The sequence below is a fragment of the Fructobacillus papyriferae genome (assembly GCF_018437225.1).
GTDB classification, from domain to species: domain Bacteria; phylum Bacillota; class Bacilli; order Lactobacillales; family Lactobacillaceae; genus Fructobacillus; species Fructobacillus papyriferae.
This window is the reverse complement of record NZ_JAAMFI010000001.1, coordinates 138,215-160,767: the sequence shown is the minus strand read 5'-3', so window position 1 is coordinate 160,767 and position 22,553 is coordinate 138,215. Positions and strand designations below refer to the sequence as shown.

14 protein-coding genes and 1 tRNA gene are annotated in these 22,553 nt (G+C 47.8%); 3 read left to right on the top strand and 12 right to left on the bottom strand.

Features of this window, described 5'->3' with window-relative positions; translation table 11 throughout:
* Positions 1–155: 155 nt before the first annotated feature.
* Both ade and G6R27_RS00785 read left to right on the top strand, forming a co-directional pair.
* A complete protein-coding gene (ade, locus tag G6R27_RS00790) occupies positions 156–1,814 on the top strand; it encodes an adenine deaminase (protein WP_213819189.1) in 1,659 nt (552 codons plus the stop codon).
* Between the two features lie 10 nt (positions 1,815–1,824).
* Positions 1,825–2,322: a hypothetical protein gene (locus G6R27_RS00785; protein WP_213819188.1), complete on the top strand. Its 498-nt coding sequence runs from the start codon at positions 1,825–1,827 to the stop codon at positions 2,320–2,322.
* 97 nt (positions 2,323–2,419) lie between these two features.
* Here G6R27_RS00785 and G6R27_RS00780 read toward each other — a convergent pair whose 3' ends face one another.
* The 4 genes from G6R27_RS00780 to G6R27_RS00765 form a co-directional block, all read right to left on the bottom strand.
* Entirely contained in the window at positions 2,420–3,427 is a 1,008-nt protein-coding gene (locus G6R27_RS00780; protein ID WP_213819187.1) for a trypsin-like serine peptidase, read from the bottom strand.
* A 318-nt stretch (positions 3,428–3,745) separates the two neighbouring features.
* On the bottom strand, positions 3,746–6,142 hold the full coding sequence (locus G6R27_RS00775) for a DNA translocase FtsK (RefSeq protein WP_213819186.1): 2,397 nt from the start codon (positions 6,140–6,142) through the stop codon (positions 3,746–3,748).
* A gap of 114 nt (positions 6,143–6,256) precedes the next feature.
* Positions 6,257–6,328 (bottom strand) — tRNA-Glu (locus G6R27_RS00770).
* Between the two features lie 97 nt (positions 6,329–6,425).
* Positions 6,426–6,944: a tRNA (cytidine(34)-2'-O)-methyltransferase gene (locus G6R27_RS00765; protein WP_213819185.1), complete on the bottom strand. Its 519-nt coding sequence runs from the start codon at positions 6,942–6,944 to the stop codon at positions 6,426–6,428.
* A 128-nt stretch (positions 6,945–7,072) separates the two neighbouring features.
* On the opposite strand from G6R27_RS00765, the gene G6R27_RS00760 reads away from it, so the two are divergent.
* Positions 7,073–8,104, top strand: coding sequence for a lactonase family protein (locus G6R27_RS00760; RefSeq protein WP_213819184.1), 1,032 nt, complete (start codon positions 7,073–7,075; stop codon positions 8,102–8,104).
* 126 nt (positions 8,105–8,230) lie between these two features.
* Here G6R27_RS00760 and G6R27_RS00755 read toward each other — a convergent pair whose 3' ends face one another.
* The 8 genes from G6R27_RS00755 to G6R27_RS00720 form a co-directional block, all read right to left on the bottom strand.
* Entirely contained in the window at positions 8,231–8,500 is a 270-nt protein-coding gene (locus G6R27_RS00755) for a hypothetical protein (RefSeq protein WP_213819183.1), read from the bottom strand.
* Positions 8,501–8,510: 10 nt separating this feature from the next.
* Positions 8,511–8,816 (bottom strand): hypothetical protein, encoded by a 306-nt coding sequence (locus G6R27_RS00750; RefSeq protein WP_213819182.1) that lies wholly within the window; start codon positions 8,814–8,816, stop codon positions 8,511–8,513.
* A 9-nt stretch (positions 8,817–8,825) separates the two neighbouring features.
* Positions 8,826–10,094, bottom strand: coding sequence for a lipase (locus G6R27_RS00745; protein ID WP_213819181.1), 1,269 nt, complete (start codon positions 10,092–10,094; stop codon positions 8,826–8,828).
* Positions 10,091–10,519 carry a hypothetical protein gene (locus G6R27_RS00740; protein WP_213819180.1) on the bottom strand — a complete coding sequence of 143 codons (429 nt, stop codon included), beginning with the start codon at positions 10,517–10,519 and terminating at the stop codon, positions 10,091–10,093. The genes G6R27_RS00745 and G6R27_RS00740 overlap by 4 nt, the downstream gene beginning before the upstream one ends.
* Before the next feature lie 3 nt (positions 10,520–10,522).
* Positions 10,523–10,945 (bottom strand): hypothetical protein, encoded by a 423-nt coding sequence (locus tag G6R27_RS00735; protein WP_213819179.1) that lies wholly within the window; start codon positions 10,943–10,945, stop codon positions 10,523–10,525.
* Positions 10,946–11,162: 217 nt separating this feature from the next.
* Positions 11,163–12,638: an ABC transporter substrate-binding protein/permease gene (locus G6R27_RS00730; protein ID WP_213819178.1), complete on the bottom strand. Its 1,476-nt coding sequence runs from the start codon at positions 12,636–12,638 to the stop codon at positions 11,163–11,165.
* A gap of 190 nt (positions 12,639–12,828) precedes the next feature.
* Entirely contained in the window at positions 12,829–20,961 is an 8,133-nt protein-coding gene (locus G6R27_RS00725) for a DUF1542 domain-containing protein (protein ID WP_213819177.1), read from the bottom strand.
* A 224-nt stretch (positions 20,962–21,185) separates the two neighbouring features.
* Positions 21,186–22,493 (bottom strand): 2-hydroxycarboxylate transporter family protein, encoded by a 1,308-nt coding sequence (locus G6R27_RS00720; RefSeq protein ID WP_213819176.1) that lies wholly within the window; start codon positions 22,491–22,493, stop codon positions 21,186–21,188.
* Positions 22,494–22,553: the final 60 nt, after the last annotated feature.

The following is a 22,553-nucleotide window of genomic DNA, read 5'->3' as shown; positions in this document are numbered from 1 at the left end:
ACCAATTTCATGATTGGTATAGACAAATAATCCCGATTTCTTACATTTTCTTAACGTTACTTGCGAAACGTTCGGTTTCTATCCGACATTTCCCGAACATTTTCGCCTTATATATGCTAAAATAAATAAAATTTACGAAATTAAAGGAGCTTTTTATGCCAATTCCCGTCGACTACGAGCTACATTCCGGACAAGTCTTAAACGTCTTCACACAAGAGTTTCAAGAACAGTCCGTTTGGATTAAGGGAAACCGTATCGTTTTTGTTGGCCATACAGACGCTTACCAGGCCCAAAAAAGAATGGATTGTTCTGGAAAATACATCGTTCCTGGCTTAATCGACGCCCATTTGCACATCGAATCCTCCTTATTAACCCCTTCTGAATTCGGTCGCTTATCCTTAAAACAAGGCGTCACACGGATCTTCGCTGACCCACACGAAATCGCCTCCGTTGCTGGTGTTTCCGGTATTCAATACATGCTCGACTCCGCTAAAAAAACGCCACTGCACATCCACTACATGCTCCCCTCTTCCGTGCCCGCCACGAACTTCGAGCATGCCGGAGCCACTTTGGATGCCGATGCCTTGAAGCCATTTTACCAGCACAAAGAGGTGGCCGGATTAGCCGAAGTCATGGACTATCCCGCTGTTTTAAACGAAGATAAAGAGATGGTTCAAAAAATCAAGGATGCGCAAGAGGCAGGAAAACATGTCGATGGTCACGGTGCCGGCCTCGACCTAAGCCAACTGGCCATCTACCGGAATTTTGGCATCGATACCGACCACGAAGCTACATCGGTTAAAGAAGCACTTGACCGTATCTCTTCTGGAATGAACATCTTCATTCGCGAGGGAACAGTTGAACGAGACGAATTAGCTTTGCTGCCAGCCGTAAACGCTAAAAACCAGTCCCACTTCTCCTTTGCCACTGATGACAAGTCTGCCAAAGACATTCAACAAGAAGGGTCGATCAACTTTAACGTGGCACTTGCTATTCAACATGGTCTCTTAGCCGAACAGGCCTTTACGCTAGCTTCGCTCAATGCTGCCAAGGCCCATCACTTAGAAAACGTCGGCGCCATCGCTCCTGGATTTGAAGCCGACCTCTTGATTTTGTCTGACCTGAAAAAGGTAAGCGTTCAAAAAACAATCGTATCCGGCCAAATCTTTGAAGACCAGAAAGAACCCGTTCTCTGGTTGCCCGGCCAGCAGATCAATTTTACCTTTAAAAAAGAAAATCTAACTTTGCCATTGGAGGCAACAAAGCCAGCTCACGTGATCGAAATCGAACCGCACCATATCACGACTAAACACACCATTGAAAAAGTCCCCGTCAACACTGATGGTCAGTTCTGTGCTGATGAAACCTTTGCCAAAGTCGCCGTCATCGAACGCTATCATGATCTTGGACATGGCCTTGGCATCATTCGAGGGTTGCATATCCGTCAAGGCGCTATCGCTTCAACCATCGCCCACGATTCCCATAATGTGATTGTGGCCGGTCAAAACGATGCTGACATGCTACTGGCTGTTCAAACACTAAAAGAAATCGGCGGCGGTCAAGTCGTGGTCAATCAAGGCCAAGTCACCACCTTACCCTTGCCAGTTGGGGGACTCATGTCAGATAAACGATACGAAGCATTAATCGATGAACAAGACCGCTTGAATCAAGCCTTTGCTGAAATTTCAGACTTACCATTCGATCCTTTCCTGACCCTATCCTTCATGGCTTTGCCGGTAATTTCGAGTCTAAAAATCACTGACCAGGGCCTCTTTGACGTTGAAAAGTTTGAATTTATCAACATTCAAGATTAGAATAATAGCCATGAAAGCAATCAATATTCCAGCAAATGAACTCGTCAAAGTCCTTTGCGGCCAGGAAGTTCAGGTGGATCCAACCATCCGCGGTAGCTTCTTACTGGTCGCAAAGGAAAACACCGAAAAAGGTCTACCATCTGCCATGGCAGCTGCGATTGCAGACATTGCCATCGGCCAAGTCCAACTACAAAAGCTCGTCCATCCCCTTCGGGTTTCTGTTGATCAGCCCGACTGGCAGCCCTACCAGTTCGACGAACGTTTCTTGACGGTCGAACCCCACAACTGGTTTGGTCCGGAAGCCATCGTTTTGGAAAAGCGCTTCAACGACTTTTTAAAGCACTACGACGGAGAGCTAATCAACGGCCGGGTCCCACAAGATGCCGTGCCAGCCGAATTGGTCAAACCACTCTTGATCGAGGATGCTTACTGGGCAACTTACGCCAAGTTTATCAACGATCCAGACGGCGAATTCAAGAAGAACTTGAAGCCAATTTTTTCCTCCTAGAAAAAGGCGCTCTTTTGGACAAATAAAGTGTTCATAAAAGAAATCCCCCGAAAAAATTCGGGGGATTTTTCATCTCCTTTCCATCATCTTGCTTTCATTACAATTCATCATGATGTCCAAAGGTCACGTTTCCAGACGTCCCAGGAATCGATAAATCAAGCACACCTAAATTGGTCGGCTCATCCGAAACCATCTGACGAGCTGTGCTTTGATCATCAAAGAATACTCGTTCACGCCCGAAAGAAACCCAGCGATTCGCAACGTTTTCAGAGGTCAACATATTGGTCACATCCACCATCGCCTCTTGAATCCAACAGTTTAGTTCCGGTGTTATTCGTGTCGCGTAGTTCCCATTTGAATTCGACGAGCTCACAATTCCCACCACCTGATTGAAGCGGTTAAGGATCGGCCCTCCAGAACTTCCATGAGACCAGTTAACCTGTCTAGTGGTGAGCTGATTGGTGGAGATACTTTCAGCATAACCTGAGTCCACATACATACTATCATTTTGATTTTCAGGCTCGGTTAGGCTGCCTGGACCAAGTGTCGCCGGAAAACCAACAGCCGAAATCAATTCCTGATCAATATCTTGCGCACGTAATTCCCCAAGCGGTAACACCTCAGCATTTGGAATTGGCCGGCTGAGATGAATCAACGCCACATCGTGATCGCCGGGATCTGCCTCAGGTGCGTAAGGATTTAACGCATCCTGTAAATATCGTGGCGGTACCGAAATCGCTGCGCCTTGGTAGTGCTGACCAAATGGATAGCGTTCCCCGTCTGAGCCAGTCTGCCCACCATAGGCTGGCTCAATAATCAAATCGCTTGGATTGGTTACGCGGGTCGGCCAATCATCTTGGCTAGCCCCTGCTTGTTCACTCATCGCCACATGTGCAGCGGTCAAAACCGTGTCTGGTCCAATCAAAACACCGGAACCAGAATCCCCCGTTGCTTGATTAACAATCAACACAACCGAAGAAAACGGCGCTTGCCTAGTGTCTGGAACCCTTCCTTTCTGAAACTTAGCCGAATCAAAGACATAGGCTTTAGTTGACAGATCCATCGTCCAGCCAAGCGACAGAATAGTCGCTGCGGTTAGTGTCATTTTCCTCGTATACTGAAACTTTTTTCTTTTTTTCATTCATCCTCCCCCAAAAAACAATGTCAGAACTAAAAAAAGAAAAAACTACCAGCGCAAAGGATCTCTTCCAGGTGACCAAGTTGATAATTGGCGTTCCCCTGGTAACCATTTTTGATTAAAATGAATGCGATTCATCTTACTCATCCACCCACCCCCTTTCAGAGCTCAATTTAGCACAAGGGTTCACATCCTGCAAAAGCCTGGTCTAGAGGTCTGGACCAGAAAAATAGATACAAAACAAAAAGAAGAGAAGCTGTCTATAAAAGCAACTTCTCTTCTTTTTTACTCATCATGATCCTTTTTCTTTGTCACATTAACCTGGCGAGGACGCGCGCCATCAGCAGGGCCAATATAACCGGCATTTTCCAAGTCATCGATTAAACGTGCTGCCCGATTATAGCCAATGCGAAAGCGTCGCTGCAAAAGCGATGTCGACGCCTTTTGCTGGTCGATGATAAATTCAAGCGCTTCATCAAAGAGTTCATCATCCGAATCACCGCCAACCCCAGCATCATCTTGGGCAATTTCTTCATCCGTGACCGTCATCTTATCATCATAAGAAGCCGATTGCTCATCCTTAACAAAATCAACAACGGCCGTCACGTCATCGTTTGAAATGAAAGCCCCTTGCAACCGCTTGTGGGCCTTGCCCGGCGGCGCAAAAATCATGTCGCCTCGGCCAAGCAGCTTCTCAGCCCCGTTCGTATCCAAAATCGTCCGGGAATCGATCCCAGATGCCGTTCGGAATGCGATTCGTCCAGGAATGTTGGATTTGATCGTTCCGTTAATGACTTTAACGTCCGGACGCTGGGTGGCCAGAATCATATGAATCCCAGCAGCACGGGCCTTGGCCCCAAGCCGGGCGATGGATACTTCGATCTCTGAGCCAACCGTTGCCATCAAGTCAGCAAACTCATCAACAACCGCCACAATGTAAGGCAACTTGTTCATCAAAGCATTGCCTGTCTCTTTGGCATGCTGATTGTTTTCATCAACGGCGGCGTTGTATTCCCCAATGTTGCGCTTGCCAAATTGGGCCAAGAGGTCGTAGCGGTTTTCCATCTCTTCGACCAGCTTGTTCAACGACTTAGCCGCTTTCTTAGGATCGGAAACAACGGGCGTTAGCAAGTGCGGGATCCCATTATAGATCGACAATTCGACCACCTTGGGATCGACCATCATCAACTTAACTTCAGAAGGCTTGGCCTTCAACAGAAGCGAAACAATAATCCCATTTAATCCAACCGACTTACCAGAACCAGTTGATCCAGCGATCAATAAGTGCGGCATGGCAGCCAAATCAACCGAAACAATTTGTCCAGAAACATCACGACCAAGCGGCACCGTCAATAAACCATCCTGCAGGGTTTTTGACTGCTCGATCATATCGCGGAAACCAACCACGGCCTGAGTGTCATTTGGCACCTCAATGCCGACATAGGGCTTACCCGGAATTGGCGCTTCGATTCGAATCGACTTGGCAGCCAAGGCCAAAGCCAAATCGTCAGCCAAATTGGCAATTCGATTCACCTTGACACCCTGCCCCGGCTTTAATTCATATTGTGTAACCGTTGGCCCGAGCGAGACAGAAGAGACCGTCGCATCAACACCAAAAGACTTTAGCGTGTCATGCACTAGGCGCGACTTGCCGTTTAAGCTCTTTGCTTCTTGTGATTGATCTGTCGCTTTTGTCTTCGTCAGCAACGTCGTCTTGGGCAACTGGTAATCATCATCTGAGACAGCATGACCGCCCATGTCAAAGTCATCGGAAACTGGCGTTTTACCAGTCGGTGCGGAAGTATCAGGCATCACGTGTTCGGTGCCCTTCGTACCGTCAATGATTGGCTCCTCTTCTGGTACGGCAGGCTTTTGCCAGTTGATCTGTGGCTCACGGGCTTCTGTCTTCAGTGCATCATCCGGGCTGGTTCTTTCTGCCTGGTTCATAACAAAAGGATCATCTACATTGCCTGTTGGCTCCGTCTTCGATGAACCAAACGGATCGTCACCAAAGTCCGTCAAATCTTGGCGGTCCTTTTTAGCTAAAAGAGCGCGTTGATCGCGTCGTTCAGCTTGACGCGCCTTCATTTCAACCGCCTTCTCTTGGGCTTTTTGAACCGATTTTTGTGCCATATCACGAGCAGGCAACTTAAAGGTCACAATCAGACCAGCAATGTAGAGTACCGTGATAATAATGACCGTGCCCACATTCGATAAGAAAGCATGTGTTAATTGATAGAAAACCGCCCCGACCATACCGGAACCAACCGGTGTATTCGCCGTTTGGTTACTCAAATCTTGTCCAATAATGCGTAATATTTGAGCCATTGGGGAGCCATCCGGCAGTTCTGCTTGCGTGAAAAAAAGCAAAGCCGATAAAAGCATCGTGGCGAAATAAAGCATCATTATACCAGTCAGCACACGTCCTTTCATCTTAAACCTTTGATCCATAATCAAGGCATAACCAGTCAAGAAAATCACGGCTATCAAACTCACCTGATAGAGATTTCCGATAAAGAAACGAACAACATCTGCCAAATAAACACCAAATAGGCCGATCTGAAAAATAGCAAAAATCGATAAAACAATAATGGTAACCAAGGCGATGACCTGGCTAGCTGCGCCAGAACGCGTCATTTTCTGATTCTTCTTTTGGCTACGTTTTTTACTCTGCTTAGCCATCATGAACTCCCTAAAAAGCAGGCGAACCGCCTGCAAAGTGACAATACTTACGCTATCTATCTTAGCATAAACAAAAAAGGCTTCACACCAATAAATGATGTGAAACCTCTTTAGTAGCCCGTGAGAGAATCGAACTCTCGATTCCGCCGTGAAAGGGCAGCGTCTTAGCCACTTGACCAACGGGCCATGGTCAGTTGTTGTTTCATATCGCTATCAAACAACTATGTTAGTATAGCAAGGATAACCACCCTACGCAACCCTTTTCTATAAAAAAATTGATTTTTTATTTCAACTTATCTTGTTCATAAGTATGAATCTTGTCCAAGTCAGCAAAGTCCTGTTGTCGAAGGGCCTCAAAAAGCACAATGGCAACCGTATTTGACAGATTCAACGAACGAATGTGCGTGTCGTTTTGCGGAATGCGGATGGCCTTTTCGGGATTCTGGCGCATAAAAACTTCGGGTAAGCCAGTCGTCTCCTTACCGAAGAGGAAGTAATTGTCGCCTTTACCTTCCTTTTTATTATAATCCGGATCCGTATAGTCCTGATTGGCAAATTTCGAGACAAGATAGAGCGAATCGTCCTCTTTTAACGTCTCCAAAAAGTCGGGCAAAGAGGGGTGAGTCACCAAGTCCACGTGTTCCCAGTAATCCAGACCGGCTCGTTTGACGGCTTTATCCGAAATGTCAAAGCCAAGTGGCTCAATTAAGTGCAAAACGGCATTGGTTCCCGCTGCCGTACGCGCAATATTACCAGTGTTAGCGGGCATCACCGGCTCGAATAATACAATATGGTTCGTCATAATTTTGTCCTTTATCACCTATTGAATACCCCCTATTTTAGCACAGGATGACTTAGGCCAGCAGACTTAGCCAACTTTTCCGTGTTATAATAACTGAGATACAAGATAAAAAAGGAGTTTTTCTGAACATGACTGTTCACCATGTACTTTTTGGTACTTACACGAAGAAAACGTCAAAAGGTGTCTACGAGGCAGCTTTTGACAGCGAAAGCGGCCAGTTGAGCGATCTGAAACTGGTCTACGAAGCAACGAACCCCACCTACTTGGCTTTGTCTAAGAATAACAAGGCCTACATTGTGGATAAGCGCGGCGAAATGGGTGGTGTGGCCACAGCTGACAACAGCGTCCGACCAATGCAAGAAATCGGCGCCAACATGTCAGAAGGTTCAACGCCTGCTTACATCGGCGTCGACGAAGAACGGCAGCTTGTCTTTGCAGGCTACTACCACCGCGGAACGGTTGAATCTTACAAGATTCAAGCAGATGGCTCCTTAGAGCTAAAAGATACTTTCCAAAACGAAGGCTCCGGCCCTCGTCCCGAGCAAGCCTCTTCTCACATTCACTTTGCCAACCTGACACCAGATAAGCGTTTAGTCGCTGTGGATCTTGGAACAGACGAAGTGATCACCTTTGATTTAACAGATGATGGCCAAATGACCGAAGTGGCTCGTTTTGAAACGATCACTGGTTTCGGCCCACGGCACATTCGTTTCTCTAAGGATGGCGAATACGCCTACTTGCTCGGTGAGTTATCATCATTGCTCTCCGTGCTCAAGTACAATGAAGAAGATGGTTCCTTCGAACATTTGATGACCGCTTCTACCATCCCAAGTGATTGGGATGAGCACAACGGTACCGCAGCAATCCGTGTGTCAGCAGACGGTCGCTTCATCTACACGTCTAACCGAGGACACGATTCGATTTCTGTCTTCCGTGTCTCCAACATGGGCGCTGAAATCGAACTCATCCAAACCATTTCGGTTGAGGGTTCTTTCCCACGCGACATGACCTTCGATCCTGAAGAGAAGTTCCTGGTTGTTCCTAACCAAGAAACCGACAACGTGACCGTCTTCTCTCGCGATGCCGAAGAAGGCGAACTCGAATTAGTCCAAAAGGACTTTGCCTTGCCAGAAGGTGTCCGCGTGCTCTTCGAGAACTAAGAATTAATAAGGAAAAAGCCGTTCTGCAGGTTGCTGTGGGCCGGCTTTTTTGGTGTGCCAATCAATAAGCAAACTGCTCATCCGAACAAGATGAAAAGCTTGCTTATTGATTAGAACATTATGTCATCATTTGTACCCTAATCGGTTCACATGCTGGGCTTGATCGTGTAAGATACGAGACACTTTAAAGGCAAATTCTCCTTTTAAATCGTGGCTCATCTCATCATTTGACGAGCTAATCATTCGGTTGATTTCAGTGGCAAGCTGTATCCGTTGGTTACGCATGACTTGTCTTCTGACTGCCTTTTTCTTTTGTCCGCCAAATCCGACCGCAATCACGACACAGTGGTCCAAATCACGTTTTAGTCGACGGAGTGTGGTATATGGATCTAGCATGTTTTCACCTCTAATCCTTTAAGTAACGAATTTGTCTTTCATATTCATCTTCTAAACGTTCAGACGCTCGCCGTAACGCTTGTCTTTCTTGCTCGACCGCCTCCACGAAATCATCTTCGATAAGACGTATTTTTCGCATTACCTCTTGAAATTCGTCATAGTCGACATCGCTCTCCCGAGTAATCCATTGGACTTGGGAAGTCGCATCCCAGATGATGTCGTCTGCTTTTTTGGTCATCTTCAGCAGTTCATCTCTCTGGTCATCAAGTTTTGCTTGCTGTCTATTAAATTCATTTCGGTAATCATCTAATTCCACGATATTCTCCTATCCCATCAACCCCTGAATCTGCTGTGCCAACTCAGCATCTTGCTGGACCAGTCCGGTGATTTTTTGACGGATTTGGTTGAGCAAGTCCAAGAAGCGCTCAGAAAAAGTTTCCAGCTCGCGAATGTTAGCACTATATTCGTTACAGGGATCCGTGACGACAGAGCGATAAGTAAAGCCGGTGTGACCTAGCCACTCACGAATCTCCCCATCCGAAAGTTCCGTGGTCGCTGAACGGGCCTGAATAAAGGTTTCGTCCCAGATCATTCTGGCTTCTTGCATGGCCACGCGATAGAGCTGAATCATCTGACTTGTCATTTGCACAAAATCACTTTGCGCTCGTTCCACCACAGCCAAGACTTTCGAATCATCCAAATAAATCTGTGCGTTACTCGATAAGCTGCCGCCATTACTCGCTTTCAACCGGCTTTCGGCAAGGCTGAAAAACTTTAATTTGTCTTTGAAAAAGATAAAGTTATCGTGATTCCGCTGCTTCATTCTGGCAAACAAATTCTCTTCCGTTTCGGGAATAAGGAGGTTGCCATCGGAGGAAAAATCCCAGGCGGCCAAGTCGTGATATCCCAAAAAGTTGCGAAGGTGTTTCCCCATATCAATCAACAGACCGGCACCCGTTCGATTTCCGCGCAAATTACCAATAAAATCGCCACGATTTCGATAGTTCATCAAGCGTTCGGGATGGTTCTTCGCCCACTTTTTAGCCTCAGGCGAAAGCACGTGAAATGGGTCTGGCCCGTTAAAGCCAACGTTTTCAAAATGGTGTTCTGCGGCCACGTACAGCCCGGTGTATTCGCCCAAGGAATGACCGGTCGTCGTGATTTTGGCATTAGGATATTCCGTTTCAATCCGACTGGCAAAGGCATCGGCAGCGTGCAACTGTCCCGACTTTCGCACCGAGCGCAAGGCTTTCCCAAACACACGTGTCTCCGGCTTAATTTCCATGACGAGTGAATGCGGTGTCAAGGCACCCCCGACTGTTCGCACGTCGGTCTCCGAGTCCTTCAAATCCTTTATGTTAGTACCTGCGTATGCAATCACCACCTCACTAGTATCAACTTGCCCATCGACAATGGGCGCAACGGCCATGGCCTGCATGCCGCTGCGGTGATTGATGGTGCGGAGGATGCGGAAGTCGGCGTTGCCGAATGTTTTTGTTTTCCCTTCAATAGGACGCAGGTCATTTTCTGAGTGTCCCGGATCCAGAAAATATGATTGGGTTGCTAATTTATTGTATGATACGTCAGAAATCATATTGTCTCCTTTTCGCCATTAGAATACGTAACCTGCAAGTTGGATGCAGTCACTCCCCTTTTTTGTCGATTCGGATCTTCAAGTGTATATGTTGTCAGCACATCAAATTCATCATTATCACTATAGCTATAACCAAAAGTAACGGAAAAGTTATCTTGGAAAACGATTTCCATACCCATATTGATATAACCCGTCATTCTATCGAGAGTACTACTCTGGATATGAATTGCTTTTATATTTTCAAAGGTATTTTTGGCTTTTCTAGCTGAAACTTTTTCCGCCTTTAAATTTTCTACCCTTTGTTCTTCTGCTTTCGCTTTCATATATACACCACCTCTATAAAAAGTTATAGCCATTACCACTGCGATCATGATCAACAATAGTAACCAATTTTTTCTGAACAATTTTTTGATTTTTGCTATCACGGGTTAAATGACCTCCTTCTCACCATCCGAATATGTGACCATCACCTTCGATGTTGTGACCCCTTCTTTTTGCACTTCTTCGTTATTTATTGAGTAATATCCAATAGTTGAATCGTTTTCTGAGTAAGAATAATCAAATTTCACCGATTGCGAATTTTGATTAATCATCACAACCACAAACGAATAAAATCCAGTCATCTGGTCATACGAACTCGACTTTATGTTTAATTCTTTAATACCCGAGAACGTCTTTTTCATAGGAAGAATTGATTTATGCTCAAATTTCAAATTTTCCACTTGCTGTTCTTCAGCTTTCACCGCCATATACTTTCCTCCCCTATAAACGGACACCATCAGTATCACTGCTATAATCAACGACCATCGTACCCACTTTTTAGTAAACACTTTTTCGATTTTCGTTATCATAAGTAAAAGGCCTCCAACCCTTGATATGAAAGGCTTTATTCGCCTTGATTATAGCATCATTTTTATTAAAATTATTGACAATTTGTGGTATTATACACAAAGTTTTAAACTGTATAAAAACGTCCCCCAAAACAAAAAAGCTGCCCTTTTCAGAACAGCTTCCACACAAAAAAAAGCAAGCCCCAGAACAGGGCTTGCCTTTTCATTTACTATGTCATTATCGGTTTAACCGCTTTTCCGCAAAGCCGAGAGCCCGAGAAATTGAGAAGGTCAAAACGAAGTAGATCATTGACGTGATGATCAACGGTACGAAGGGTTCGAACGAAGCCCCTTGCACAACCGACGTCTGGTACATCAGTTCGCCAACACCAATAACGGAGATGACGGAACCTTCCTTGATGACGGAGACAAACTCGTTACCAAGGGCTGGCAAAATCGTCTTGACCGCTTGTGGCAAGATGACCAGACGCATCGTCTTGTTCTTAGTGAAGCCAAGCGAACGCGCGGCTTCCATTTGCCCGTTGGGAACGGACTCGATTCCGGAACGGATGATTTCAGCAACGTAGGCCGCCGAGTTCAGGCCCATGGCCAGAGCGCCGGAGGCAAAGGCTGACAAGTTCAAGCCGAGCACCTGAGCGCCGAAGAAGACCATGAAGGCCTGCACCAGCAAAGGCGTGCCGCGGACATACTCGACGTAGATATTTCCAATCGCCCGCAAGACGAAGACGGAAGACAACTTGAGCAGAGCGAAGACCGTCCCCAAAGTCGTTCCAATCAAGACAGCGACCACGGCCAATGCCAAAGTGATCAGCGTTCCGGAAACGAAGTAGTGGCCGTACTTATCCCAATAGGACTTGTTCTCACCGGAGAACATGGTCTTGTTGGCTTCCTTTTGCCACTTGGAGAAAGTGCCGTCAGACGTCACCTTGTCCACAACGGCGTTGACCTTTGACAAAAGCGCTGGCGAGTTCTTTGGCAAAGCAACAGCGGAAGCACCGGTGGCATCAGCAGAGAAACCAGGGTTCACAACGGCCAAGGCCTTGTTCTGCTCGGCGTAGGCTTCAGCGATTGGCTTTTCGGCAACCACACCGGCAATCACGCCCTGTGACAGCTGCGAGATCAAGTTGGGATACTTCTGCAAAGAAACAACGGAAGCGCCGTCGATCTTCTTGGCTTCGTCTTCTTGAATCGTCTGCGTCTGGGCCCCGACCTTTTGGCCAGAGAAGGCGGACAAGTCCTTGTACTTATCCGCGTTCTTCTTCAGGACCAACATCGTCTGTGGCGCCTTCAGGTAAACATTGGAGAAGTCGACTTGGCTCTTTCGGTCTTCTGTGGCGGAGTAGCCGGAAACGATCATATCGATCTTGCCCGTCTTCATCGCACCAAGTAAAGCGTCCATCCCCATATCCTTGATTTCAAGCTTCACATCAAGCTTCTTGGCGATGGCTTTGGCCAACGAAACGTCAAAGCCGACAATCTCGTCTTTGCCATTTTCCTGGGTGTGGAATTCGTATGGTGCGTAATCGGCTGAGAGCCCGACGACCAATTTACCACGCTTTTGAATCTTTTCGAGCGTTGGATCTGTATTGGCTGCCTGAGCCTGGCTAGAAACGACTGGCGCTAAGAAGATGCTGAACAAAAATGCCAGCACGGCCAGGAGACTCAGCCCTTTTTTATATTGAGGTTTTTTCATGCGCATATCCTTTATTGGGTTTGCTTTTTAACCTTTCTATTATACAAAATTTACCTGTATTTGTCTGCCCTAGTCCACCAATTTACAAAGGCTAATGCGCCTTTGCAAGCGATTTTATGATACAAAAAAGGACTAACCTTCCGGTTAGTCCCGTTCAAGTATTTGCTTAGAAACGCATGTCGAAGAGAAATTAATCTTCTTCGTCATCTTTTTTGCGACCAATGATAAAGAGGAAGAAGCTGGCGGCTGCGATGCCGGCAGTTCCCAGTGCTTCCCAAAGTGTCTTATTCGCCTTCTTTTCAGCAGGCAATGTCTTTGACGACTTCTTAGTAGTCATCTCCGACTGGTCATCTGTAGTCGTTTCAACTGTTGTCGTGTCTTCAATCGTTGCCATTCCGGCTTCGTTGTTCGACGTTTGCGCGACAGGAGTATCTGAAATTGTTTCACCATTTGTTGTGTTAGGCAGAACAATCTCCGTGGTCTCGCCTGTCGTTGGCAAAATCCGGGCTTCCGGCATTGAAACGAGGGCATCCAACGTCTGACGAGCACGGCTCATCGCGTCGTTAATACCAGTTTCGTTCATCGCCTGGTTCACTTCGGACTTCGCTTCAGCGACAGCGTTGTCGACAGCTTGCTTTCGGTCATTCTTCGTGGCTTCGTCCAAGTTCGCATTCGAATCGATTGCGTCCTTAGTCGTTTGCGCCACGTTGTCGATGGCTTGGTCGCCCGTTTCTTTGTCACGGTTGACCGCAGCGATCTGCTTTTGCTTATCCGAACCGCTCAAACTGTCATCCCCGTTGATTTCAGCAATCACCTTCTGAGCTTCTTGATCCAGCTTATTCTTGGCGTTCTGCTTCTGCTGGTCAATCGACTCACCTGAGTGATAGTCACCGTCGATTGCCTTGATTCCACTGTCGTAAGCGGAGTTAATGGCATCGGCACTGTCGGCCTGATCAATATCAGAGTCCGCCTTGTCCTTATCGCGGTTGACGGCATCAATCTGCTTGGTCTTGTCAGCTTCGCTCAAACTGTCATCCCCGTTAATCTGAGCGATGACCTTCTTGGCTTCCGCGTCGACCTTGTCCTTAGCCTTTTGCCTCTGCGTGTCCTTGTCTTCGCCTGGGACGTAGTCAGCATCGATCTTTTGGATACCTTGCTTCTGATCATTTTCGATATCGTCGGCATTGTTGGCCTGGTCGATGGCGTTATCGGCTTGGTCTTTGTCCCGGTTGACGTTGTCAATTTGACTCTTCCGCTCAGCAGCGGTCAAACGTTGATCGTGATTGATCTCGTTGATGATCTTGCTTGCTTCCGCGTCGACATCGGCCTTGGCCTTTTGCTTCTGCTTGTCGAGTGCCTGACCTGGGTGGTAATCGCCATCCAGCTTGGTCTTTCCAGCAGACATGGCCGCGGTCACGCCATCCCCATCATTTGCCTGGTCGATGGCGTTGTCAGCATGTTGCAAATCGGCTTTGACCTGGGCAATCTGCTTGTCCTTGTCAGCAGCAGTCAGCGTGTTATCGCCATTGATTTCAAAAATGACCTTCTGGGCCTCTTGGTCCAAGTTACCCTTAGCGTCCTTTTTTTGCTCAGGCAGGCTCTTTCCAGACTTGTGATCGGCGTCGATGGCCTTGATACCGCCAGCGTAGGCCGTATTGATATCGTCGGCATTGTTGGCCTGATCGATAGTGTCATCAGCGCTGGCCTCATCGTGATTGACCGCGTCGATCTGGGCTTGCTTTTGGGCACCACTCAAGGAATTATCGTTTTGAATATCCGAGATGACCTTCTTGGCTTCCGCGTCGACCTTCTCCTTTGCCTGCTGCTTCTGATCCGCAACGGGCGTACCTGGCTGATAATCGTTATCGATCTTTGTCTTAGCACTGGCAAAGGCCGAGTTCAAGACGTCGGCGTTGCCGGCCTGATCGATGGCCTGATCACCGGCCTCCTTGTCGCGGTTGACGGCATCAATCTGATTCTGCTTTTCAGCGGAGGTCAGGCTGTCGTCGCCTTTGATTTGGTTGATGACCTTGTTGGCTTCCTGATCCAGGTTGTCTTTGGCGTTCTGCTTCTGATCGTCTAGAGGCGTTCCTGGGGTGTAATCGTTGTCGATGACCGAAATTCCGGTCTGCTTATTCTGGTTAATCTGGCCAGCTGACGTCGACTGATCAATCGCGGCGTCGATGTTTTGCTTATCTTGGTTGACCGCAGCAATCTGATCATTCTTCTGATCCTGGGTCAGACCGTTGTCCCCATTGATTTTGTTCATGATCTTTTGAGCTTCAGCATCGATGGCCGCCTTAGCGTCCTTCTTTTGCTGATCGAGGTTGGTACCAGCGACGTGGTCACTATCGATCTTTTGAATACCACGGTCATGCAAAGTGTTGATGTTGTCCGCGTTAATGGCGTTGTCGATGTTGTTATCAGCGTCCGTGCGGTCTTGTTCAACCTGCTTAGTCTGATCTTGCTTTTCTTGAGCCGTCAGCGTCTTATCTTCGTTGATGGCGTCTTTAATCTTTTGGGCTTCGGCATCGACGGAGGCCTTGGCACGGGACTTTTGGTCGTTTAGGCTCTGTCCTGGGACGTGGTCTTGGTCAATCGTCTGCTTACCATTATCAAATGCCTGGTCCAAAGCATCCTCGTTTTGGGCCCGGTCGATGTTGTCATCGGCTGTAGCCAAATCAGCTTTGACCTTGTTAATCTGATCGGTCTTGTCCTGTGAACTCAGCGTTGGGTCCGCGTTGATAGCATTGATGACCTTGTCGGCCTCATCCTTCAGGTTGCTTTTGTCGGCAGCCTTGCCATCATTAAGTGGACGACCAGTCTTGTGATCGGCATCGATCTGCTGGATACCGTTGTTCTGGGCGCTGTTAACGTCATCTGCGGTTGTCGCTTGGTCGATGGCCGTATCCGCTGAACTCTGGTCCTTCTTGACCTGGTTGACCTGGGCTGTTTTTTCGGCTGAGGTCAAGGTATTGTCGTCGTTGATGGCGGCAATCACCTTGGCGGCTTCGGCATCGACGTTCCCCTTGGCAGCAGACTTCTGTTGGTCGAGCGGCTTACCAGTTTGATAGATGCCGTCAATCTTCTGGATGCCCTTGTCGCGGGCACTGTTGATGCCGTCGGCATTAGTCGATTGATCAATGGCGTTGTCCGCGTCCTGTTCGGCCTGTTGGATGGACTGGATTTGGGCGGCCTTCTCTTTGGCAGTCAGCGTGTTGTCGCCCTTGATTTGGTTGATGACCTTCTGGGCTTCTTGATCGACGGCAGTCTTCGCATTTTGCTTCTGCGTCGACAAAGCCGTACCCGTCTGGTAATCAGCGGTCATCTTTTGGATGCCTTGATCACGGGCGGAATTAACACCGTCGGCATCGTTAGCTTGGTCGATGGCCTGGTCGGCAGTTTGCTGATCAGCTTTGACCTGCTGACTTTGGCTATCTTTTTCTGCTTGGGTCAGCGTTTTATCGTTTTCAATCGTCTGGAGCAAGTCCTTGGCCTTGGCATCGACATTTCCCTTCGCCTTTTGCTTTTGGCTATCCAGCGACTCGCCAGGGACGTGGTCCTTGTCGATCGTTTGGATACCCTGATCGCGCTGCTGGTTGACGCCATCGGCGTCGGTGGCAGCGTCAATATCGCTATCGGCGATGCTTTGGTCGTTTTTGACCTGGTTAACTTGGTTGTTCTTATCGCTTGTCGACAAAGTCTTGTCTTGGTTGATGGCGTCGATTTGCTTTTTGGCTTCGGCATCGACCGTGTCTTTAGCGTTTTGCTTTTGCTTAGAAAGCGCTTCACCTGGCTTGTGATCGGCATCAATTGTGTCCTTACCGGACTGGAAGGCGCTGTTCACTTCGTCTTGCGAGTTGGCCTGGTCGATGGCGTTGTCGCCAGCCGTCAAATCAGCGTTGACTTTATCGACCTGGCTCTTTTTCGCTTGGCCAGTTAACGTGTTGTCTTGGTTAATGGCGTCGATAATGCGCTCGGCTTCCGCGTCCAGCTTACTCTTCTGATCTTTCTTCTGATCAGGCAAAGCCTTGCCTGGCTGGTAGTCGCTATCGATGGCAGCCTTACCGTTAGTGAAGGCCGCGTTGATGTCATCGGCATCGCTGGCTTCGTCAATCGACTGGTCAGCTGACTTTTCGTCTGACTGAACCTGATTGATCTGAGCCTGCTTAGCGCTCGATGACAGCGTGTTGTCACCGTTAATCTGTCCGATGACCTTCTGTGCTTCCTTATCCAGGTTGTCCTTCGCGGTTTGCTTCTGGTCGGCTAAAGGCTGTCCAGGTTTATATTCGCTATCGATGTTTTGCTTTCCACTATCGAAGTCGGTATTAACGGCATCGGCCGACGTGTCTTGATCGATGGCCTGTTCGGCCGTTGATTTATCGTCGTTGACCTTGCCAATCTGCTGCGACTTCTCGGCGTTGGTTAAGCTCTGATCGTTTTGAATCTCGTTAATGATTTTCTTGGCTTCGGCCTCGAGCTTCTGCTTAGCAGCCTTCTTCTGGTCGGCTAGAGAAGCAGCCGGCACGTGGTCGTTGTCGATAGCTTTGATACCATTGTTTTCGGCCGTCGTGATGCCGTCGGCATCGCTGGCTTGGTCGATGGCCGTGTCCGCATTGCTCTTGTCTTGGTTAACGGATGCGACTTGGGCCTTTTTGGCAGCAGCGGTCAAAGAATCATCGTGATTAATCGCGTCGATGACCTTCTCGGCTTCGGCGTCGACATTGGCCTTAGCGGCTTTCTTCTGATTATCTAGACTTTCTCCTGGGACGTAGTCGCCTGCGATGGCGGCCTTTCCTTTGTCGATGGCGTTGTTGATGTCATCGGCATCGGTCGAGTTGTTGATGTTGTCGATGGCCTTTTGCTTGTCATTGTTGACCTTGTCGATCTGCTTTTGCTTCTCTTCAGCTGGAATCGTTGGGTCGTTCTTGATACCGGCAATGGCCTTCTTGGCATCCCCATCCAAAGCTTGTTTGGCAGCGTCGTCAATGGCTTTCTTGGCGGCCTTCTTCTGGTCGTCAATTGAAGCACCGGGGACGTGGTCCCCGTCGATGCTCTGCATGCCATTGTTCAGGTCCTTTTGAATGGCGTCCGTCGAGCCGTCGTTATCGATGTTGTTTTCAGCAGACTGGAGGTCATGATTGACCCAGCCCATCTGCTTCTTCTTGTCGGTTTCGTCCAAGGTCTTGTCGCCTTCAATAGCCGCAATGATCTTGTTGGCTTCGGCTTCCAACTTCGACTTAGCGTCTTGCTTCTGCTTATCGAGCGATTCGCCCGGCTTGTGATCACCATCAATCGTTTGGACGCCATTTTGCATGGCCGACTGAATGCTGTCGTGATCCTTTGCTTGGTCGATGTTTTGGTCGGCTTGCCCTTGGTCGGCTTGGACCTGCTTGATTTGTTGGTTCTTAGCGTCGGTTGAAAGCGAATTATCACCGTTGATAGCAGCGATGATCTTTTCTGCTTCCTTGTCGACCGTGTCCTTGGCGTCCTTCTTTTGGTCATCTAAGGACTGACCAGGGACATGGTCCTGATCGATGTTTTGAATACCCGTGTCCCAGGCGCTGTTAACACCGTCGGCGTTGTTGGCCTGGTCGATGTTCTGGTCAGCGGTGGACTTGTCCGCGTTGACTTGCGCGACTTGCTTTTGCTTATCGGTATCCGACAGGGTGTTATCACCGTTGATGGTATCAATCAGCTTCTTGGCTTCCATGTCGACCGCCGTCTTGGCGTTCGTTTTTTGTTCATCTAATGAAAGGCCCGGCTTTTGGTCGCCGTCAATCGTCTTTTGGCCGTCGCTAAAGGCCGCGTTCACCCCATCGGCGTCGGACGCGTTCGTAATATTGGTTTCAGCGGTCGTCTTATCTTTGTTCAGCTGCTCAATTTGGGCAGACTTCTCCTTTGACGTCAGCGTGTTATCGGAGTTGATGGCAGCAATGACCTTGCGTGCCTCATCTTCCAGCGACTGCGTGGCTGATTGCTTCTGATCCGGTAAATCCGTTCCGGATTGGTGTACAGCATGAATGGCTTGCACACCTGCGTCACGGTCACTGTTGATATTGTCGGCCTTTTGGTCGCCGTCAATCTTCTGATCAGCATTCTGCTGGTCTGCCTTTACTTGGGCGACCTGAGCGGACCTTTGACCGAAGGTCAACGTATTGTCTTGGTTGATGGTCTCTTCAGCTGCTGTTGCAGCGTCATCAACGGCCTGCTTAGCGGCCTTCTTTTGTTCGTCCAGCGACGTTGCCGTGTGGTAGTCGCCGTCGACAGTCTTAATACCGTTGGCTTTGGCCGTGTTGATGTCATCAGCGTTTCCATCCTGATCAATGTTTTGTTCAGCCTGTGACTTGTCGCGATTGACTTGGGCGATTTGGGCCGCCTGCTGGTCAGCGGTCAGCGTGTTATCCGCGCTAATCTGCTGGATCAGCTTGGCTGCTTCGTCGTCGACTGCCTGCTTGGCCGCAGCCTTTTGCTTGTCCAAACTATCGCCAGGCACGTGGTCCTGGTCGACAGACTTGAGACCGTTGTCGCGGTTCGTATTGACTGCATCAGCGTCCTCCGATTGATCGATAGCCGTATCGGCAGCCGATTGGTCGGCGTTCACCTTGCTGACCTGGGCGTCTTTCTGATTTTTAGTCAGCGTGTCATCACCATTAATCTCAGCGATGATCTTTTCTGCCTCCTTGTCGATGGCGTCCTTTGCGGTCTTTTTCTGATCTGCCAAAGGCGTGCCAGGCACGTGTACGCCAGCCAAGGTCTTCAATCCGCTATCCAAATCGCTTTGAATATCGTCGGCATTGCCCGCTGTGTCAATATTGCCTTCAGCCGTCTGGGCGTTGGTCTGTTCCGTTGCAATTTGCTTCTGACGAGTCGCTTCCGTCAGCGTGTTATCGTTCGTAATTGCCTCAATTTGTTTCTTTTCTTCGGCTGCAACCTTGTCCTTTGCCTGCTGCTTTTGTTCGGCAAGAGAAGCACCAGGCTTGTGGTCGCCTGAGAAGTCAGTCTTTCCGTCAGCGACAACCCCATCGGCCGTCTCATCTTGGTCGATTTGGTTATCCAAACGGGTCTTGTCGCTGTTCACTTGTTTGATTTGATCATTTTTTTGACTAGAGGTCAGGGTGTTATCACTTTGAATGTCTTTGATGATCGTTTGAACCTGTGCATCAATCTTTGCCTTGGCCTGTGCACGCAACCCCGCTAGATCACCAGTCGAATAGTCGCCATCGATGGCAGCCTTCCCGTTTGTCAAATCAGCAGCAATCGAATCCATGTCGTCTTCGCCGTTCACCTTATTTTGGTAGTTGGCCAAATCTTGGTTCACCTTACCTACCTCGGTTGCTTTTTGATCCGATGTTAGACTGTTATCTGCTTGAATCTTGTTGATGATCGTTGTGGCTTCGGCTTGCAGCTGGGCATTAGTATCTTGCTTCAGCTTATTCAAATCAACACCAGGCGTGTTTCCCAGGTTAATAATCGTCTGCTTCGCCGCATTTCCATCGGCATTAACGCTATCTTGGGTAAAATCCCCTTCCATCTTTTTGATACCGGCATTATAAGCCGCGTCGATTTGATTATCTAAATCATTTTTTTGCTTTTTGGTTAACCCACCATTGTTCGAAAGGGTTGCTTTGGCTGTTGCAACAGCGTTTTGCAAATTCGTCAGTTGATTTTGCTTCGCCGTCTTTGAGCCATTAGTTTTCGATTTGTATCCCGGGATATCACTGTTGATCTGCGCAACAGTTTGGAACTGAGCCCAAGGGAAACTATAACTCTGTCCATTCCAATTTAATGAAAAATTAGCATAACGGTAATAAGAATTATAAATCGGCCAATTACGGTTTTTATCACTAATTCCAAATGAGTGATCCCCACTATTTGGGCCGGAGTAAGGATTCCAATGGAAAAGAACCTGACTGATACGTGTCTGGCTAATTTGAATAACCGTCGAATTCTGCTGTAAGTCACCGATTAATTGACCATTATCACCTAAGTGAACGTAAACGTGGGTAAAGCCAATTGACAGCGATTGACTACCAGACGTTAAAATCGTTTGTGGCGACAAGTCGACATACTTCCCAACATAAGCATCTTCAATGCTATCAAAAGTCACTGAACTGCCATAAATCGTTCCTGTGTACTGTGGCGAAATATCCGCGTCTTCGGTACTATCCGCAGAAGCGATTTTTTCGGTTAATTCTGGGAAAATCGGCGTTTCCATCATGGCATTTACCGCAGCACCAACAGAGATCAGTGCAAATCCCATCAGATCAGCTTCCAACCACCTTTTTCCAGCTTTATATAATTTCTTATGTTCTTTTGTCATCGTCTGTCTTCAATCGTTTATTTCAATACCTACTACACCTGCTGTAACTTAGTTATATCACTAATAAGACAAAGGTTTCAAATATAAATATAGAATAATTCTAATTTTTATTCTAAAGACGCAAGCCGGCAATTAAACCTTTTCCATTGCCTTCAATTCCTTAGCAAAATGACGATAAACAAAAAACGCCGACGTGATCACACGTCGACGTTTTATCAAGCTTTTTACAAAATCGTAATGAGCAAACCACCCAAGATCAGGATGATAGCACCACCGATTCGGTTACCCATTTGGGCAAAGGCAATCAAGCCCATCCGGTTTGATGCTGACAAAACAGCAACGTTACCAGTTCCACCCATTGAGTTGTTAATCATACCACCGGCAATGGCTGATTCAACTGGGTAAAGGCCAAAGAGCTTACCCAAGAAACCACCCGCAATTCCAATCGTAATGACAGAAACAAATGAGCACAATACTAATTGCCAAGTAACCGTTTGAAGCAACTTGTTCATATCAACAAGAGCCAAACCGATACCAGCCAACAAAGCAGGCGTCGTGGCATAAGTAATCATGTTACCAAACATGGCAGCTGATTCTTCGTAGAACTTTGGAACCAGGTTGAATCCCTTAGCCAAGATGACCAAAAGGATCATGAAGGCAAAGGCGTTAATCTTAGGAACAAAGTGATAAAGCACATTTCCCATCATGTAGAAGGAAAGGGCAACCATCATACCGTTCATCAATTGACGGTTGTTAATAGCAGGCATTTCTGTCTTCTTGACTTCCATACCGCCCGTTGCCTTCAACAATTCACCTTGACCGTTCATCTTTGACTTCGTCGTGAACTTAACCAAAAGTGATGAACCAATGATGGCCAACAAGTTGGCGATCACAACGGCTGGGAACAACTGGTTCAAAATATCACCAGCAGACTGGTGCAAAGCACCGGCGTAAGAAGCAGATAATGGCACGATTCCCGCACCAATACCACCAGCCATCATAGGGAATGAAATGTACAAAGCGGCGTGCTTAAAGTCATAGCCCAAAGACATACCAACCAATGACGTCACGATGAAAGCAATGATCATCGCACCAAAGGCAACTGGCAAGAAACGAACAGCAGACTTCAACAACAAATCGCGATCCATCTTCAAGATGGCAGAACAAATCAAGGCAACAATATAAAATTCCAAAAAGTTGTTATCGGAAATAAACGTCTTGATATTCGCAACAGCCGTGTGAGGCACAAGTCCCATCGCAGTGAAAGCTGATCCAGCAACAACGGCCAACGCAGATCCACCACCCAAGTAGGACTTCAAGATTGGTGTGTTGTTTCCAACGAAGAAGAAAACTCCTCCAAGGATAACCAGGGCAAACAGTGCCCCACCCATGTTTTTAGGCATGGCGTTCAGGCCCAAGACGGCAACTAAGAGAAGCAGCATCAAAACAAACGCTACCCCACCGATGTGTGTCACTTGAACTTTTTCTTCGATCTTAGCAAAAAGACCTTTTTCTGAAGTTTGTTCAGACATAATACACTCCTGTATATCAATTTCTTGTATTAAATACTGGACTAGTATACCACCAGGGCC

What these genes read in the sequence shown, in the direction of transcription:
- ade (WP_213819189.1), top strand. Translation starts at nt 156, where the DNA reads ATGCCAATTCCCGTCGACTACGAGCTACATTCCGGACAAGTCTTAAAC.
- G6R27_RS00785 (WP_213819188.1), top strand. Translation starts at nt 1,825, where the DNA reads ATGAAAGCAATCAATATTCCAGCAAATGAACTCGTCAAAGTCCTTTGC.
- G6R27_RS00780 (WP_213819187.1), bottom strand. Translation starts at nt 3,427, where the DNA reads ATGACACTAACCGCAGCGACTATTCTGTCGCTTGGCTGGACGATGGAT.
- G6R27_RS00775 (WP_213819186.1), bottom strand. Translation starts at nt 6,142, where the DNA reads ATGGCTAAGCAGAGTAAAAAACGTAGCCAAAAGAAGAATCAGAAAATG.
- G6R27_RS00765 (WP_213819185.1), bottom strand. Translation starts at nt 6,944, where the DNA reads ATGACGAACCATATTGTATTATTCGAGCCGGTGATGCCCGCTAACACT.
- G6R27_RS00760 (WP_213819184.1), top strand. Translation starts at nt 7,073, where the DNA reads ATGACTGTTCACCATGTACTTTTTGGTACTTACACGAAGAAAACGTCA.
- G6R27_RS00755 (WP_213819183.1), bottom strand. Translation starts at nt 8,500, where the DNA reads ATGCTAGATCCATATACCACACTCCGTCGACTAAAACGTGATTTGGAC.
- G6R27_RS00745 (WP_213819181.1), bottom strand. Translation starts at nt 10,094, where the DNA reads ATGATTTCTGACGTATCATACAATAAATTAGCAACCCAATCATATTTT.
- G6R27_RS00735 (WP_213819179.1), bottom strand. Translation starts at nt 10,945, where the DNA reads ATGATAACGAAAATCGAAAAAGTGTTTACTAAAAAGTGGGTACGATGG.
- G6R27_RS00730 (WP_213819178.1), bottom strand. Translation starts at nt 12,638, where the DNA reads ATGAAAAAACCTCAATATAAAAAAGGGCTGAGTCTCCTGGCCGTGCTG.
- G6R27_RS00725 (WP_213819177.1), bottom strand. Translation starts at nt 20,961, where the DNA reads ATGACAAAAGAACATAAGAAATTATATAAAGCTGGAAAAAGGTGGTTG.
- G6R27_RS00720 (WP_213819176.1), bottom strand. Translation starts at nt 22,493, where the DNA reads ATGTCTGAACAAACTTCAGAAAAAGGTCTTTTTGCTAAGATCGAAGAA.